Annotated in this window: 14 protein-coding genes and 1 pseudogene; 5 read left to right on the forward strand and 10 right to left on the reverse strand. The window is 68.1% G+C overall.

What is annotated here, in order from left to right:
• Positions 1-42: 42 nt before the first annotated feature.
• Entirely contained in the window at positions 43-1,131 is a 1,089-nt protein-coding gene (locus tag M0208_RS17205) for a DUF2336 domain-containing protein (protein ID WP_258892887.1), read from the forward strand.
• Positions 1,128-2,462, forward strand: a complete 1,335-nt coding sequence (locus M0208_RS17210) for a HAMP domain-containing sensor histidine kinase (RefSeq protein ID WP_258892888.1) — start codon at positions 1,128-1,130, stop codon at positions 2,460-2,462. Before M0208_RS17205 ends, M0208_RS17210 begins: the two co-directional genes overlap by 4 nt.
• A gap of 21 nt (positions 2,463-2,483) precedes the next feature.
• Here the strand turns inward: M0208_RS17210 and M0208_RS17215 are convergent, their stop codons facing one another.
• The 3 genes from M0208_RS17215 to gltX are packed head-to-tail and all read right to left on the reverse strand — an operon-like array spanning position 2,484 to position 5,446.
• A complete protein-coding gene (locus M0208_RS17215) occupies positions 2,484-2,687 on the reverse strand; it encodes a hypothetical protein (protein ID WP_258892889.1) in 204 nt (67 codons plus the stop codon).
• Position 2,688: 1 nt separating this feature from the next.
• The gene (locus M0208_RS17220) at positions 2,689-3,972 is read right to left on the reverse strand and encodes a citrate synthase (RefSeq protein WP_258892890.1); all 1,284 of its coding nucleotides are present in this window, start codon (positions 3,970-3,972) and stop codon (positions 2,689-2,691) included.
• Between the two features lie 52 nt (positions 3,973-4,024).
• Positions 4,025-5,446, reverse strand: a complete 1,422-nt coding sequence (gene gltX / locus M0208_RS17225; protein ID WP_258892891.1) for a glutamate--tRNA ligase — start codon at positions 5,444-5,446, stop codon at positions 4,025-4,027.
• A 29-nt stretch (positions 5,447-5,475) separates the two neighbouring features.
• Here gltX and M0208_RS17230 point away from each other — a divergent pair.
• Positions 5,476-7,593 (forward strand): annotated as a pseudogene (locus tag M0208_RS17230) (ComEC/Rec2 family competence protein); the annotation flags it as partial.
• Between the two features lie 10 nt (positions 7,594-7,603).
• Here the strand turns inward: M0208_RS17230 and lexA are convergent.
• Positions 7,604-8,260, reverse strand: a complete 657-nt coding sequence (gene lexA, locus M0208_RS17235) for a transcriptional repressor LexA (RefSeq protein ID WP_258892892.1) — start codon at positions 8,258-8,260, stop codon at positions 7,604-7,606.
• 55 nt (positions 8,261-8,315) lie between these two features.
• Positions 8,316-9,497, reverse strand: a complete 1,182-nt coding sequence (locus M0208_RS17240; protein ID WP_258892893.1) for a molybdopterin molybdotransferase MoeA — start codon at positions 9,495-9,497, stop codon at positions 8,316-8,318.
• Between the two features lie 225 nt (positions 9,498-9,722).
• Between M0208_RS17240 and M0208_RS17245 the strand changes: the two genes are divergently transcribed.
• Positions 9,723-11,060 (forward strand): aminopeptidase P family protein, encoded by a 1,338-nt coding sequence (locus M0208_RS17245; protein ID WP_258892894.1) that lies wholly within the window; start codon positions 9,723-9,725, stop codon positions 11,058-11,060.
• Between the two features lie 3 nt (positions 11,061-11,063).
• Here the strand turns inward: M0208_RS17245 and moaC are convergent, their stop codons facing one another.
• From moaC to M0208_RS17265, 4 genes are read right to left on the reverse strand one after another with little or no spacing between them, the layout of a single operon-like run.
• A complete protein-coding gene (gene moaC, locus M0208_RS17250; protein ID WP_258892895.1) occupies positions 11,064-11,534 on the reverse strand; it encodes a cyclic pyranopterin monophosphate synthase MoaC in 471 nt (156 codons plus the stop codon).
• The gene (trpC, locus tag M0208_RS17255; RefSeq protein ID WP_258892896.1) at positions 11,531-12,313 is read right to left on the reverse strand and encodes an indole-3-glycerol phosphate synthase TrpC; all 783 of its coding nucleotides are present in this window, start codon (positions 12,311-12,313) and stop codon (positions 11,531-11,533) included. The genes moaC and trpC overlap by 4 nt, the downstream gene beginning before the upstream one ends.
• Positions 12,310-13,305 carry an anthranilate phosphoribosyltransferase gene (gene trpD, locus M0208_RS17260; protein ID WP_258892897.1) on the reverse strand — a complete coding sequence of 332 codons (996 nt, stop codon included), beginning with the start codon at positions 13,303-13,305 and terminating at the stop codon, positions 12,310-12,312. Before trpD ends, trpC begins: the two co-directional genes overlap by 4 nt.
• Positions 13,302-13,898: an aminodeoxychorismate/anthranilate synthase component II gene (locus M0208_RS17265; protein ID WP_258892898.1), complete on the reverse strand. Its 597-nt coding sequence runs from the start codon at positions 13,896-13,898 to the stop codon at positions 13,302-13,304. The genes trpD and M0208_RS17265 overlap by 4 nt, the downstream gene beginning before the upstream one ends.
• A gap of 119 nt (positions 13,899-14,017) precedes the next feature.
• Here M0208_RS17265 and M0208_RS17270 point away from each other — a divergent pair, with 119 nt between their 5' ends.
• Positions 14,018-14,440, forward strand: coding sequence for a hypothetical protein (locus M0208_RS17270; RefSeq protein ID WP_258892899.1), 423 nt, complete (start codon positions 14,018-14,020; stop codon positions 14,438-14,440).
• On the opposite strand, the gene M0208_RS17275 is transcribed toward M0208_RS17270, so the two are convergent.
• Positions 14,441-15,535, reverse strand: coding sequence for an alpha/beta fold hydrolase (locus M0208_RS17275; protein ID WP_258892900.1), 1,095 nt, complete (start codon positions 15,533-15,535; stop codon positions 14,441-14,443). It abuts the gene before it with no gap.
• Between the last annotated feature and the right edge of the window lie 143 nt (positions 15,536-15,678).

Raw genomic sequence — 15,678 nt, forward strand, 5'->3', positions numbered from 1 at the left:
GCTTAGCGGCGCTTTAACGACATTCGCCGTATGGCCCGGTTCATGACGGTCGAATCCAACGACCCCGCAAGGGCAGTCCCCCCGGACGCCGCGCCGATTTTCGCGCGCGCGGTCGCCGCGGAGGCGTGGGCGGAGGCGCGGCTGGGCACGGCGATCGACGATTTCTTCTTGCACGAGGACGGGCGGCTCGACGATCGCACGCGTGCCGCGATGACCGAACGCGTGCGCAGCGTCGTGACCAGCGTGGAACGCGAGATTGCGGCGCACGCCGGGCGGACGCTGGCGACGCAGGGCTTCGCCGGACAGGCGGCGTCGTTCGGCGATCCCGCCGCGTCGGTCTTCGCGCGGCTGATCGATTCGGGATTGCTGCGCGATGGCGAACTGATGGCCGAATTGCTTGGGCAGGTACGGCAGGAATTGCTCGGCGATGCGCTGGCCGCCAACCGTCAGCCTGGGTCTGCGCCGCTCCTGTTGCCGCGGCTGGTGGATTTCGGCGACGGGGTGATCGCACAGGCCGCTACCGCCTATCTGGTCGCCGACAGCCGCCGCCGCGCGGTCGGACGACGCAGCGAGCTGCCCGCCGAACTGCATCACCGCGTGGTGTGGTGGACGGCGGCGGCCCTGCGCGAGCGTCACGAAGGCGGCGTCGCGCAGCCCGCGGTCGATCGCGCGCTGGCCGATGCGGCGGAGCGCAGCCTGTCCGCGCATGACGAGGGCGACCGGATCGCGGGGGTGGCGACGCGGCTGGCGGCTGCGATCGATGCGCGCGGGGAGGAGCTGCCCGACCTGCTGATCGAGGCGCTGGAAGAGGGCCGCGTGGCCCTGTTCGCCGCGCTGATCGCGCACGCGCAGGGGATCGATTTCGCCGAGGCGCGCGACATCGTGCTCGATCCGGCGGGCGACCGGCTGTGGCTGGCGCTCCGCACGCAGGGGCTGGAACGTGCGATCATCGCGCGGATCGGGCTGGCGCTCGCCGATGCTGATCCGCGCCGCGATATCGAGGCGTTCGCCGACGAACTCGATGCGATCGCCGACATTCCTTCGGAGGCGGCGCGGGCAAGCCTGGCCCCGCTCGCGCTGCATCGCGATTTCCGCGTGGCGGTCCGCGCATTGGCGCGATCCAGGCGGTGAGCGACGCCGGCATCCTTACCGCCCGGGTCGACCGGGAGGATCGGCTGGTCGACGCCGATGCGGACTTTGCGGCGCTCAACACGCGCGCCGGGGGCGGGACGGGGCAGTTACTCGCGGTGCCGCAGCTGGCGACGATCGTGCGGCTGGCGCGGCGGCTGCGCATTCTCGTCGCGCGCGGCGTGACGATCGCGGATGGCGAGAAGGACGTCGATTGCTGGGTGCGGGCGACGCCGGGCGAGCATGGTGTGACGATCGCGGTGTCGCCGCTGCGCGAACGGCCCGCGTGGTGTGCGCCTGCGGCTGCGACCGCGGATGTCGCTCCGCCGCCGGGGGCGGACTGGATATGGGAGACCGATGCGGCGCTGAACGTGATGCGCGTGCCGGCGGAGGCCGCGGCGCGGCACGGGTTCGATTCGGCGGTGGTGCTGGGTCGTCCGTTGACGACGCTGTTCGTGCTGGAGAATGATGACGACGGCGCATTGCCGATTCTGGATGCGGTCGCCGCGCGGCGCGATTTCACCGATCAGCCAGCGACGTTGCGGCCGACCGGGCGGCGCTATCTGATCGCCGCAGTCGCGCGGCGCGATGCGTCGGGCGCATTCGCGGGTTTTGTCGGCGGCGCGTTCGTCTCAACCGAGCCGACGCGCGAGGATGCGCCATTGTCGGCCGCGTTCAGCCGTCGCCTGGAGCCGATCCTGCGCGGGCCGCTGGGGCGGATCATCGCCAATGCCGACAGCATCAATGCGGCGACCGACGGGCCGCTCGATCCGCATTACGTCGACTATGCCGCCGACATCGCGAGCGCGGGGCGGCATCTGATGGGGCTGGTCGACGATTTGGCTGATATCGAGGCGATCGAACGCCCCGATTTCGCGCCCGCGCCCGACGAGATCGATCTGGCGGACGTGGTGCGGCGTGCGGCCGGGCTGCTCGGAGTAAGGGCCGCGGATGCCGGGGTGACGATCGACCGCGGCGCGACCGACCGGCCGTTGCCTGCGACGGCGGAGTTTCGCCGGACGTTGCAGATCCTGGTCAACCTGATCGGCAATGCGGTGCGCTATTCACCGCGCGGCAGCACGCTGCGACTGAGTCTGGCGCGCGAGGGAAATCGCGCGGTCGTGACGGTCGAGGATGAGGGGAAGGGCATCGCGCCGAACGATCAGGCGCGAATCTTCGAAAAGTTCGAACGCGTCGATGCGGGGGAGCCCGGCGGCAGCGGATTGGGCCTGTACATCGCGCGACGGCTGGCGCGTGCGATGGGGGGCGACCTGACGGTGGAAAGCGTGAGCGGGCAGGGCGCGCGGTTTATGCTGGCGTTGCCTGCGCGGTGAACGGAATGCTGGTGGGCTGGCTCAGCGCTTGATCCGACGCGCCACCAGGATCAGCAGCAAACCCGCCACCGCCAGCGCCGCGCCGTAATCTGCCCAGACGCGCTGTTGCAGCATGTAGCTGGAGGCGGGCCAGTTGATGTAGCCGAGCCCCTGGCCGATCCACAGCAAACCCATCAACGCCATGACGGCGCCCAGCGCCATCAGCACCGGGCGCAGCCGGCGCATCTCAGCGCTGCCCGACGGGAACGTAGGTTCGTTCGGCCGGGCCGTTGTAAAGCTGGCGCGGGCGGCCGATCTTCTGGTCGGGATCGGTGATCATCTCGTTCCACTGCGCGACCCAGCCGACGGTGCGGGCGAGTGCGAACAAGGCGGTGAACATCGAAGTCGGGAAACCGATCGCCGACAGGATCACGCCCGAATAGAAATCGACGTTCGGGAACAGCTTCTTTTCCACGAAATACGGGTCGCTGAGCGCCAGTTCTTCCAGCTTCAGCGCGACGTCGAACACCGGATCGCTGACCTTCATCGCCGCGAAGACCTCGCGCACGGTCTTCTGCATCACGGTCGCGCGGGGATCGTAATTCTTGTACACGCGGTGGCCGAAGCCCATCAGGCGGAACGGGTCATTCTTGTCCTTCGCGCGGGCGATAAACTCGGGGATACGGTCGACCGTCCCGATCTCGTGCAGCATGTTGAGCGCGGCCTCGTTCGCGCCGCCGTGCGCCGGACCCCACAGGCAGGCGATGCCCGCCGCGATGCACGCGAACGGGTTCGCGCCCGACGAACCGGCGAGCCGCACGGTCGAGGTGGAGGCATTCTGTTCGTGGTCGGCGTGCAGGATGAAGATGCGGTCCAGCGCCTTTTCGATGACCGGATCGACCTCATACGCCTCCGCGGGCACGCCGAACGTCATGCGCAGGAAGTTGCCGGTGTAGCTGAGCGAATTGTCGGGATAAAGGAACGGCTGACCGACGCTGTATTTGTACGCCATCGCCGCGATAGTCGGCATCTTCGCGATCAGCCGGTGCGACGCGATCATGCGCTGCGTCGGATCATGGATGTCGGTCGAATCGTGATAGAACGCGCTGAGCGCCCCGACGACGCCACACATGATCGCCATCGGATGTGCATCGCGACGGAACCCGCGGTAAAACATCGCCAGCTGTTCGTGCAGCATCGTGTGGCGTGTGATCGTCGTTTCGAACTGTTCCAGCTCGCCCTTTTTCGGCAGCTCGTCGTTCAGCAGCAGGTATGCGACCTCCATGAAGGTCGAATTTTCGGCCAAATCGCCGATCGCATAGCCGCGATGCAGCAAAACGCCCTCGTCGCCGTCGATATAGGTCAGTTTCGACTGGCAGCTGGCGGTGGAGGTGAAACCGGGATCGTAGGTGAACGCGCCCGTCTGCGCATAGAGTTTGCGAATGTCGACGACGTCGGGGCCGACCGTGCCGGACATCACCGGATAATCGTGGTCGCTACCGGCGATGGACAGCTTGGCGGTATCGGTCATGGAGGGCGTCCTTCCCTTATCGTTCGATTGCGACGGTGCCAGTCAAGGCTCGTCAGACGGCGTGGTCCGCAATGCGCGCCAGGCTTTCGTCGCGGCCCAGCAGGACCAGCACGTCGAAAATGCCCGGCGACGTCTTGCGGCCGGTGAGTGCGACACGGAGCGGCTGCGCGACCTGACCGAGCTTTACGCCCGCATCCTCGGCCACGCGGCGTACCGCATCTTCGAGCGTCTCCGTATCCCAGTTGTGCACTGCGTCAAGCGCGGCGTGGAGCCGGGTGAGCAGCGCAGATGCGCCATCCTGGAGCAACGGCGCGGCGGCTTCGTCGATCTGCAGCGGGCGGGTGGCGAACAGGAACGCCGACCCGGCGGCCAGTTCGTTCAGATTTGCCGCGCGCGCCTTCAGCGACGGCATCGCCTGCGTAAGCAGGTCGCGCCGTGCCGCATCCTCGAAACCGAATTTTTCGGCGACCAGTCCGGTCAGTCGCGCATCGTCGGCGGCGCGGATGTAATGGCCGTTCAGGTTCTCCAGTTTCTTCAGGTCGAAGCGTGACGGCGATTTGCCGACGCCCGCCAGGTCGAACCATTCGACTGCCTGATCGCGGTCGATGATTTCATCGTCGCCGTGGCCCCAGCCGAGCCGGAGCAGGTAATTGCCCATCGCTTCGGGCAGGATGCCGAGTTCGTCGCGATACGCCTCGATCCCGACCGCGCCGTGCCTCTTCGACAGCTTCGCGCCGTCCGATCCGTGGATCAGCGGGATGTGCGCATAGGCGGGTTCGGGCCAGCCCATCGCGCGATAGATCGGTAGCTGGCGGAACGCGTTGTTGAGATGATCGTCGCCGCGGATGACGTGGGTGACGCCCATGTCGTGATCGTCGACCACCACCGCGAGCATATAGACCGGCGTGCCGTCCGACCGCAGCAGGACGAGGTCGTCGATCTCCACGTTCTGAACCGTCACGTCGCCCTGGACCAGGTCGGGGATCGTCGTCGCGCCCTCGGTCGGGGCCTTCAAGCGCACGACATAGGGCTTGTCGTCCGGCCAGTCGGTTCGGTCGCGCCACGGGCTACGGATGCGCAGCGGCTTCTTCGCCGCCTCCGCTGCGGCGCGCATCGCGGCAAGCTCGTCGGGCGTCAGATAGCAACGATAGGCGTGGCCGCTATTGAGCATTTGGTGCGCGACCTCGGCGTGACGCTCCGCGCGGGTCGCCTGGAACACGGCGTCGCCGTCCCAGTCGAGCCCGAGCCACGTCATCCCCGACAGGATCGCGTCGATCGCGGGCTGGGTGGAGCGCGCGCGGTCGGTATCCTCGATCCGAAGCAGGAATTTCCCGCCGTGGGCTCTCGCGAACAACAGGTTGAACAACGCGGTGCGCGCGCCGCCGAGATGCAGGAATCCCGTAGGCGATGGCGCGAAGCGCGTGACGACGTTTCGGTCGCGCGGCGGTGCCGCGGTATCGATGGTTGCGCTCAAGCGCGCTTGCTCCCAGGCTGTGAAACGAGATGGCGACCAAGGCCGCGAATGCCCCTAGCACGCGCTTCCGGCCGCTTCAAACCGCGGTCGGCGGGGCGCGTGACGCGGTCGAGCGTTGGCTTGAGGCGGAGCGCGATCAGCTGTTCCTTTGGCTGCCGGTGGCGATCGGCGCGGGCGTGGCGGCGTGGTTCGTGCTGCCCGATCCGGCGCTGTGGACCGCGGCAGTTCTGGCGGCGCTGGCCGTCGCCGCGATTGCTGTGGCTCTTGGCAGGAGTGGCCGAGCGGGCCGCAGCGTGGCGATCGGCGCGCTGGCGGTCGCGCTCGGGCTGTCGCTGGTGTGGTGGCGGGCCGAACGCGTGCGCGCGCCGGTCCTGGAGCGACCGACGATCGTCCAGTTCGAGGCGCGAGTGGAGCAGCTCGACGCGCTTCCGGCGCGCGATCTGGTGCGGCTGCGGCTCGCGCCGACGCGGTGGATCGACCGGACGCCCGATCCCGCGCCGACGCGGCTGCGGGTCAACGTTGCGACCGCCGATGCGCCGGCGGGGCTGACCGAAGGCGCAGTCGTCCGGCTGCGATCGCGGCTGATGCCGCCGCCATCGGCGGCGGTGCCGGGCGCTTATGACTTTGCGCGCGTGGCGTGGTTCGCCGGGATCGGCGCGACCGGGCGGGGGTTCGCGCCAGTCGAGATCGTTAGCGGCGGCGCGGGCGAGGAAGGGCTGCGCGCGCGGCTGTCGCGGCATATTCACGTTCGCCTTGAGGGGAGCGCGGGTGGTATAGCGGCGGCGCTGGCGACCGGCGATACCGGTGCGATCAGCGATGACGATGCGGAGGCGATGCGGCGGTCGGGGCTGGCGCATCTGCTGTCGGTGAGCGGGTTGCACATCACCGCGGCGGTCGGTTTGACGATGCTGCTCGCGTCGCGGCTGCTGGCGCTCAGCCCGTGGCTGGCGCTGACGGGCCGTGTGCCGTTGATCGCGGCGGGCGTCGCGGCGGTGGTGGCGGTCGGCTATACCTTGCTGACGGGCAGCCAGGTGCCGACGATCCGGTCGTGCGTCGCGGCCTTGCTGGTGCTTACCGCGATGGCGATCGGGCGCGAGGCGGTGACGCTGCGGCTCGTCGCGGCGGGGGCGGTGATTGTGCTGCTATTGTGGCCGGAATCGCTGGCAGGACCAAGTTTCCAGCTGTCGTTCGCCGCGGTGACCGCGATCGTAGCGCTGCACGAACATCCGCGCGTGCGAGAATGGTTCATGGCGCGGGATGACGGGTGGGTGCGCTGGGCGGTGCGTGGACTTGCGTCGTTGCTGATGACCGGATTGGCGGTCGAACTCGCGCTAATGCCGATCGCGGTGTTTCATTTCCACAAGGCGGGCATTTACGGCGCGGTCGCCAATATCGTCGCGATCCCGCTGACGACGTTCGTGGTGATGCCGCTGGAGGCGGGGGCGTTGCTGCTTGATACGGTCGGGCTGGGCGCGCCACTGTGGTGGCTGACCGGTCAAGCGCTGGCGCTGTTGCTGTGGATCGCCCACACCGTCGCCGCGGCGCCGGGGTCGGTCGCGGCGTTGCCTGCCATGCCCGGCGAAGCCTACGGATTGATGGTCGCTGGCGGGCTGTGGCTCGCATTGTGGCGGACGAAATGGCGGCGGCTCGGGCTGGGGCCGTTGGCGGCCGGGGCGGTGTGGGCAATGATGACGCCTGCGCCCGATCTGCTGGTGACCGGGGACGGGCGGCACGTCGCGTTGCGGACGGGCAGCGGTGCGGTGGCGATGCTGCGGGATCGGGCGGGGGACTATACGAAGGCGATGCTGGCCGAGAACGGCGGGGCCGATGGCGAGCCGTTGTTGCTGGCGGAACAACGCGAGGCGCGCTGCAGCCGTGACCTGTGCATCGCGACGCGCGAGGCGGGCGGGCGGCGGTGGCGGATCGTGGCGACGCGCAGCGCTTATCTGGTGCCGGTCGCCGAACTGGTCGCGGCGTGCCGCGCGGCGGATATCGTGATCAGCGAACGCCGCCTGCCGCGCACCTGCACGCCGCGCTGGCTGAAGCTCGACCGGCCGACGCTGGCGCAGACCGGCGGGATCGCGGTCACGCTGGCGAACGGCCGCATCACCACCGTCCACCGCGCAGGCGACCAGCATCCGTGGACGCTGGCCGCAATCAATCGTAGCGGCGCAGCAGCCCCGACAGCTTACCCTGCACGCGGACGTGCGAGGGGGGATAACGCTGCGGATCGTAGGCGCGGTTGGCGGGATCGAGCCGGATCATCGCGCCTTCGCGACGGAAATATTTGAGCGTCGCTTCGTGATCCTCGATCAGCGCCACGACGATCTCGCCGTCACGGGCGACGTCCTGCCGTCGGATCAGCGCGTAGTCGCCATCGAGGATGCCCGCCTCGACCATCGAATCGCCCGACACTTCCAGTGCGAAATGTTCGCCGGCGCCGAGCAGGGCGGCGGGAACGGGCAGCATGGTCGATCCCTCGAACGCCTCGATCGGGACGCCCGCGGCGATCCGGCCGTGCAGCGGAATTTCGATGATGTCGTTGGCGGGTTCGGGCGCGGCGCGGCGCGGCGGCGGGGCCGCCCGCTTCGGCTCGGCGCGCTCGGGCATCTTCAGCACTTCGAGCGCCCGCGCGCGGTTCGGCAGGCGGCGGAGGAAGCCACGTTCTTCCAGCGCGCTGATCAGACGGTGGACGCCGGACTTGGACTTCAGGTCCAGCGCGTCCTTCATTTCCTCGAACGAAGGTGACACGCCACTGTCGGCGAGCCGATCGTTGATGAAACAGATCAGCTCATGCTGCTTCTTGGTAAGCATCGCGGGTTCCTCCGGCGAACAGACGCGGAACCAATATGGAACACTTTGCTTGCCGTCAAGCGATCATGAGGATTTCCGCCGATTCGCCAGCCGCCGCTGGTGGCGCGTGCGGTTCGCGGATCACCAGGCAGTCGGAGCGCGCCAGCGTGAGCAGCATCGAGCTGTCCTGAATGCCCGAAACGCTGACCCGGCCATCGGTCAACGCGGCGCGCATATAATCGGTGCGCGGGCCGTTCGCGGGCAGGTCTTCGCCGAGGATCGCGCGGGTCGTGCGCGGCAGCGGGTTGTGTGCGCCCGCCAGCGCGGCGACGACGGGTTTGACGAACAGGATCGCGGTGACGAACGCCGACACCGGGTTACCGGGAAGCCCGAGCACCAGCATCTGACCGCGCCGTCCGGCCATCATCGGCTTGCCCGGGCGCAGCGCGATGCGCCAGAAATCGATCTGCGCGCCCGCCGCTTCCAGCGCGGGGCGGACCAGATCATGGTCGCCGACCGACGCGCCGCCTGTGGTGACGAGCAGGTCAGCCTGAACGTCGCGAAACGCCTCGGTCAGGGCGTCGAGCCGATCGGGCAGGATACCGAGGTCGACGATCTCGACCGGCGAATCTGCGAGCAACGATCGCAACAGCAGCCGGTTGGATTCGGGGAGCGCGGTGTCGGACGCGGGGGTGCCGGGTTCGACGAGTTCGTCTCCGGTTGCCGCGATCGCCACGCGGACGGGGCGGCGGACCGTGACGGCGCCGACGCCACCAGTCGCCGCCACCGCCAACCGGGCGGCGGTCAGTCGCGCACCCGCTTCGATCAGCACGTCGCCTGCGGAAAAGTCGAGTCCGCGCCGACGCGTGTTGCGGCCGAGCGCGAGCGGTCCTTCGCCGTCCAGCGTCAGACGATCGCCATCGCGCCCGGCTTCCTCTTGCACCATCACCGTATCCGCGCCCTTCGGCATCGCCGCGCCGGTGAAGATGCGTGCGGCCTCACCGGCTCCGATCGTGCCGTCGAACGGCCGCCCCGCCGCGCTTTCCCCGATGACTCGCCACGGTCCGGGCAGATCGGCGAAGCGGATGGCGTAACCGTCCATCGCCGACAGGTCCGCGGCGGGCTGCGTCCGCGCGGCGATCACCGGTTCGGCCGCCCATCGCCCGAGCGCCGCACCGATCGGGAGGGTTTCGGCCGCGACCGGCGCGACCGAGGCGAGCAGGCGCACCTGCGCCTCCGCGACGGGAAGCAGGCTCACGAGTGTCCGGCGCGACAAACCACGCGCGAATGTTGAGAATGTTGAGACGATAGCGCGTTTTTCACGATCGTCGGCAAGGATCGCGGCAGGCGGCGGCGGGCGGGAAGGGGGCGATCGCGCGGCATCGCCTTTAGCCTTGCCAGAACATTTCCAACATTCACAGGCGGTCGGCGTTTGTCACCATGCTCCGGGCGGCTAGTAAGGCTTGGGGAAAAGGGGACGACCATGCGGATTCCGATGTCGATCGCGCTGGCGGGCGCATTGTTGCTGGGCGGGGCTGCGCCGCCGAGCCAGCCCGAGCGGTTCGACATCGCTGTTCCGCCCGTCCTGCCGCTGCGCGAGCGTGCAAAGGTTCAGGACGCATGGTTGGCCGAGCGGCTCGACACCGTCGTACCGCGGCTGATGCGTGGGGCGGGCGTCGACATGTGGGTGCTGGTGGCGCGCGAATATGTCGAGGATCCGGTCGTGGCGACGATGCTGGACGCGGAGAGTTTTTCCGCGCGGCGTCGCACGATCCTGATGTTCTTCGATCCCGGCGGGGGCAGGCCGGTCGAGCGGATGACGGTCAGCCGCTACGGTCTTGGCACGCTGTTCAAAGCTGCGTGGAAGCCTGAGGCGGAACCCGATCAGTGGAAACGCTTCGCCGCGCTAGTGGCGGAGCGCAAGCCGAAGAAGATCGCGCTAAATATCTCCGCGCAGACCGCGCTGGCCGATGGGCTGACGCACGGCGAATATGAGGAACTGCGCGGGGCGCTGCCGCCCGAATACGCCGCGCGGATTGCACCGGCGGGAGCGCTGGCGATCGGCTGGCTCGAAACGCGCATTCCGGCGGAGATGGCGCGCTATCCGGCAATCGTGCGGAACGCGCACGCGATCATCGCCGAGGGGTTGTCGGACAAGGTCGTCGTGCCGGGGAAGACGACGGCGGACGACGTGGTGTGGTGGTTCCGCGAGCGGATCGCCGGGCTGAAGCTGGCGACGTGGTTCCAGCCGTCGCTGCATATCTTTAGGCAGGGATCGAAGGAGGAACTGACCGGCGATGCGGTGATCCTGCCCGGCGATATGCTGTGGACCGATTTCGGGATCACGTACTTGGGCCTCAACACCGATACGCAGCATCTGGCCTATGTCCTGAAGCCGGGCGAGCGCGATGCGCCCGCGGGGCTGCGCGCCGGGATGGCGGCGGCCAATGCGGTGCAGGACCACCTGACCGCTGCGTTCCGGACCGGGCGGACGGGCAATCAGATGCTGGCCGATGCGCGCAAGGCGGCGCGGGCGGGCGGGCTGGAGCCGACGATCTATTCGCATCCGATCGGCTATCACGGCCACGCCGCGGGCAGCGCGATCGGTTTCTGGGACAATCAGCAGGCATCGCCGGCGGGGGAGCATCCGTTACGCGCCGACACCGCCTGGTCGATCGAACTGTCGGCGGCGCGCGCTGTGCCGGAATGGGGCGGGCAGAAGGTGCAGTTCCGGCTGGAGGAGGATGCGTATTTCGATGGACGGTCGGTGCGGTATCTCGACGGGCGGCAGACGCGGTTTCATCTGATCGGGGATCGGTGACCATCAGGCAGCAGACCAGTCTCCGGATTTGCCGCCGCGCTTTTTCAGCAAGTGAACATCGTTTACTATCATAGTCTTGTCGATCGCCTTTGCCATGTCGTATACGGTCAGCAGCGCGACCGACACCGCGGTTAGCGCCTCCATTTCCACACCGGTCTGGCCCGTCGTGGCGACGGTCGCCGTGGCGATTACGCCCCCGTCATCAACGCTCAGGTCCACCGTCGCCCTGGTGATCGGCAGCGGGTGGCAGAGCGGAATGAGGTCGCTGGTGCGTTTTGCCGCCATGATCCCGGCGACGCGCGCAACCGCGAGCACATCGCCTTTGGAGACCGCGCCATCGGCGATCGCGCGGGCGGCTTCGGGCGACATGGTAATGCGGCCGGTGGCGATCGCCTCGCGCTTCGTCGCGGCCTTATCGCCGACGTCGACCATCCGGGCCGCGCCTGCTTCATCGATATGCGTCAGGCGGGTCATCCGACGAGCGCGCGGGTGGTGGATTCGACGTCGGGCTGGCGCATCAACGCTTCGCCGATCAGGAAGCAGTGGATATTGTGTTCGGCCATCGCGTCTAGGTCGGCGCGGGTGGTGAGGCCGCTTTCGGCGACGAAGGTGCAGTCCGCAGGCGCGTTGCCGATCAGTTCATAGGTGCGTGCAAAATCGACCGAGAAGTCCCTGAGATCGCGGTTGTTCACACCGATCAGGCGGGATTTGAGTTTCAGCGCGCGGTCGAGTTCTCGCGCGTCGTGGACCTCGACCAGCACGTCCATGCCGCGTTCGGTCGCGGCTGCCTCGATCTCGGCCAGCGTTACATCGTCGATGGCGGCCATGATGAGCAGGATCGCGTCCGCGCCGATCGCGCGCGACTCTGCGGCCTGCCACGGATCGACCATGAAGTCCTTCCGGAGCACCGGCAGGTCGCACGCGGCACGCGCGGCGATCAGATAGGTGTCGGACCCCTGGAAATACTTTTCGTCGGTCAGCACTGACAGGCACGCCGCACCGCCTGCCTGATAAGCGCGCGCGTGTGCGGGGGGATCGAAATCGGCGCGGATCAGGTCCTTCGACGGGCTGGCCTTCTTGATCTCGGCGACGAGCGCGTGGCCGTGTGCGGCCTTCGCGTCGAGCGCGGCGCGGAAGCCGCGCGGTGCGGTCTGTGAGGCCGCGCGGGCGTCGAGTTCGGCCACCGACGACGCCGACTTACGCGTGGCGACTTCCTCGCGCTTGGTCGCAAGAATCCGGTCGAGGATGTTCATTTGTAAGCGATCCAGCGATCGAGCAGGTTAGCCGCGGCGCGGCTGTCGATCGATTCTCTCGCTCGTTCCGCGCCGGACATCAGATCGCCGTCCAGTCCCGCAAGAACGAACGCCGCGGCGGCGTTGAGCAGCACTGCATCACGATAGGCCCCGCTCTCGCCATCGAGCAAACCGCGCAGTGCGGCGGCATTGTACGACGGGTCGCCGCCGTGGATCGCGGCGATCGGGTGGCGCGGCAGCCCGGCATCCTCGGGCGTCAGCGTCGCGGGCAGGTCGACCGTGCCGATCGACACCGCGACAGTCGGTCCTGCGCCGGAAACCTCGTCCAGCCCCTCCGCGCCCGACACGATCAGCGCCGCCTCCGCGCCGAGCATCGCCAGCGCCTCGGCGTAGACAGACACGTAGTCGGGCCGTGCGATGCCGATCAGTTGGCGCGTGACGTGCGCGGGATTGGCCAGCGGGCCCATCAGGTTGAAGATCGTGCGCTTGCCGATCCGCCGCCGGATCGGGGTGATGCGCTTCATCGCGGGGTGATGGTTGGCGGCGAAGAGGAAGCAGATGCCGAGGTCGGCCAGCGTTTGCTCGGCCAGCGCCCCCGCCCGGTCCATGTCGAGGCCCAATGCTTCCAGCGTGTCCGCCGCGCCGGCCTTCGACGATGCGGCGCGATTGCCGTGCTTGGCGACGGGCACGCCCGCGCCCGCGACGACCAGGCTGACCGCGGTCGAGACGTTGAGCGTGTGGTGCCCGTCGCCGCCGGTGCCACACACGTCGATGGCACCCGCGGGGGCGGCGATCGGGATCAGGCGTTCGCGCAGGCCCCGCGCGGCCTCGGCGATCTCGATCGACGTTTCGCCGCGATCGCTGAGCGCGATCAGGAACGTCGCGATCGCCTCCTCCGACGCGCGGCCGTCGAGGATGTCGGCGAACGCGGAGCGGGCCGCTTCTTGGCTGAGCGGCGTCGCCGGATCGGGGAGCGAAACGAACGACGTCACGCGCGCAGCCGTTCTGGCATCCGGTGCGCGATGCCCGCGATGGCCATGAAATTGGCGAGCAGCGCGTGGCCGTGTTCGGTCGCGATGCTCTCGGGATGGAATTGCACGCCGTGGATCGGCAGCGTGGCATGGCGCAGTCCCATCACCGATCCGTCGCTGGCGGTCGCATTGGCGATCAGCGCGTCGGGCGTCTCCTCGACGATCAGCGAATGGTAGCGCGTGGCAATGAACGGCGAGGGGAGGCCCGCGAATACGCCGCTGCCATCATGGCTGACCGGCGAGGTCTTGCCATGCATCAGACCGCCACGCACCACCTGCCCGCCGAAATGCTGCCCGATCGCCTGATGACCGAGGCACACGCCGAGCAACGGCCGCCCGGCGTCGGCGCAGGCGGCGACCAGATCGAGGCTGATCCCAGCCTGCGTTGGCGTGCACGGGCCGGGGGAGATCAGGAAAGCCTCGGCATTGGTGTGCAGCGCGTCCGCCGCGCTCAACGCGTCGTTGCGTTCGACGCGTACCTCCGTCCCCAGCTCCATCAGATAGTGGACCAGGTTCCAGGTGAAGCTGTCGTAATTGTCGATCACCAGGATCATGGCGCCAGCCCATAGCCGGTTGTCGCGCGCGTGCAATGCGACGTAATGTTTCGCGCACGTTCAGGGGGGATAAAAGTCCGCGCGCCGATCGTTATATTGTCCCCAGGAGGTCGCTTCCCATGTTCCGCTCGTTCGCCGCCGCTTTGCTTATCCTTTCCCCTACCGCCGCCTTCGCGCAGCAGGCCGAGACGGGCCGTACCCCCGATCGTGTCCGCAGTGTAACGCTGAAGCCGGGCGAGAAATGTCCGCCGTCGACCGATAATGAAGTCGTCGTTTGCGGCACGATCGATCCTGACGAGCAGTATCGCGTGCCGAAGGAGCTGCGCAACAGGGCCGAGGTGCCGTCACAGAACCAGAGCTGGGTAAACAAAACCGCCGCCGCGGATCAGGTCGGACGCGTCGCGGGCGGGTTGCCCAACACGTGCTCGCCGGTCGGTACGGGCGGGCAGACTGGTTGTGCGATCGCCGCAGGGCGTGCGTGGGCGGCTGAACGCCGTGCGGCGGAACGGAACGACGCTCTGGTGCCTGGCGGGGAACAGTGATTATCGCGCCATAAGCCTGGCGAGGTCGGCCTTCCAGAATTTCGCCCAGGTGTGCGTGCCGTGGCCTTTCGTTTCGGGCGTTGCCGGGATCAGGATGAAGCGTGCGTTCGGCATTCGTTTCGCCGCGGGTTCGGCGATGCCGTAACCTGACGGATTGATGAAATCGTCGCTGGAGTTGATCCACAGGACCGGGACTTTGATTTTTTCCAGCGCCTTCGACGGATCGTAAGTGCGCGACGCGTCCAGCTGATAGATAAGGTCGTTCGCGTCGCGCCCGGCAGCGGCGCGGGCGTAGGCGGTGGTGAGGAAGCCTTCCGCCGCGGCGCGGGTCGGATATTGTTGCTGTAGCGCACGCGGATTTGCGCCCGCGATCAGCAGGAGGCTGGTCGCAGTGCGCAGACCTGCGGTGGGCTGAGTGGTGTAATTCCCGCCGTTCCATGCCGGATCGGCCTCGATCGCGTCGATCGACAGCTTTCGCCACAGCCGGTTCTGCCCCGCGATCTCGACCGGCAGGCAGGCGAACGGGGCGAGGCGTTTCGCGACACCGGGATAGCTCTCGCCCCAGACGAAGGCGTGCATGCACCCCATCGACGTGCCGAGGATCAGTTCGAGGCGATCGACGCCAATCTTTTTCAGCATCGCCTTTTGCGCGGCGACCATGTCGGCATAATCGTATTTCGGGAATCTCATCCGCAGCCCGTCGCTGGGCTTCGACGAGGCGCCGTGGCCGATATTGTCCGGCAGGATCACGAAGTAGCGCGTGATGTCGAGCGGCTGGCCCGGGCCATAGAGTTCGTCGGCGAATTGCGGCGACAGGAATTGCTTTCCCGTGCCGCCGGTGCCGTGGAGCACCATGACGGCATTGTCGATTTTCCCCCGCGCATCGCGGCGCGGGGTGCCGAGCGTGGTGTAGTGGAGGTGGAGGTTCTTGAGCGTCTCGCCCGACTGGAAGCGGAAGTCGGGGAGGGTGACGTCGGCTTCTTTGATGGGCCAGCGCGAGGCGGGGGCGGGGGCGGGCGTCGCGGCTATGGGGGGTGTCGTCTGGGCGGTGGCAGGGGCGGCGAGGAGGGCGAGCAGGGGGAAGATTTGACGCATACCGCCGATGCTACTGCCCACGCTTCTTTAGTCCACCCCGGCGGAGGCCGGGGCCCAGTCGCACCGCTTGTAGTTGGCGAGAACATCCTTCCGCGACGAGCGTCTTCCGGACTGGGCCCCGGCCTTCGCCGGGGTGGTGTTTC

Source organism: Sphingomonas sp. SUN019 (genome assembly GCF_024758705.1).
Lineage (GTDB): Bacteria > Pseudomonadota > Alphaproteobacteria > Sphingomonadales > Sphingomonadaceae > Sphingomonas.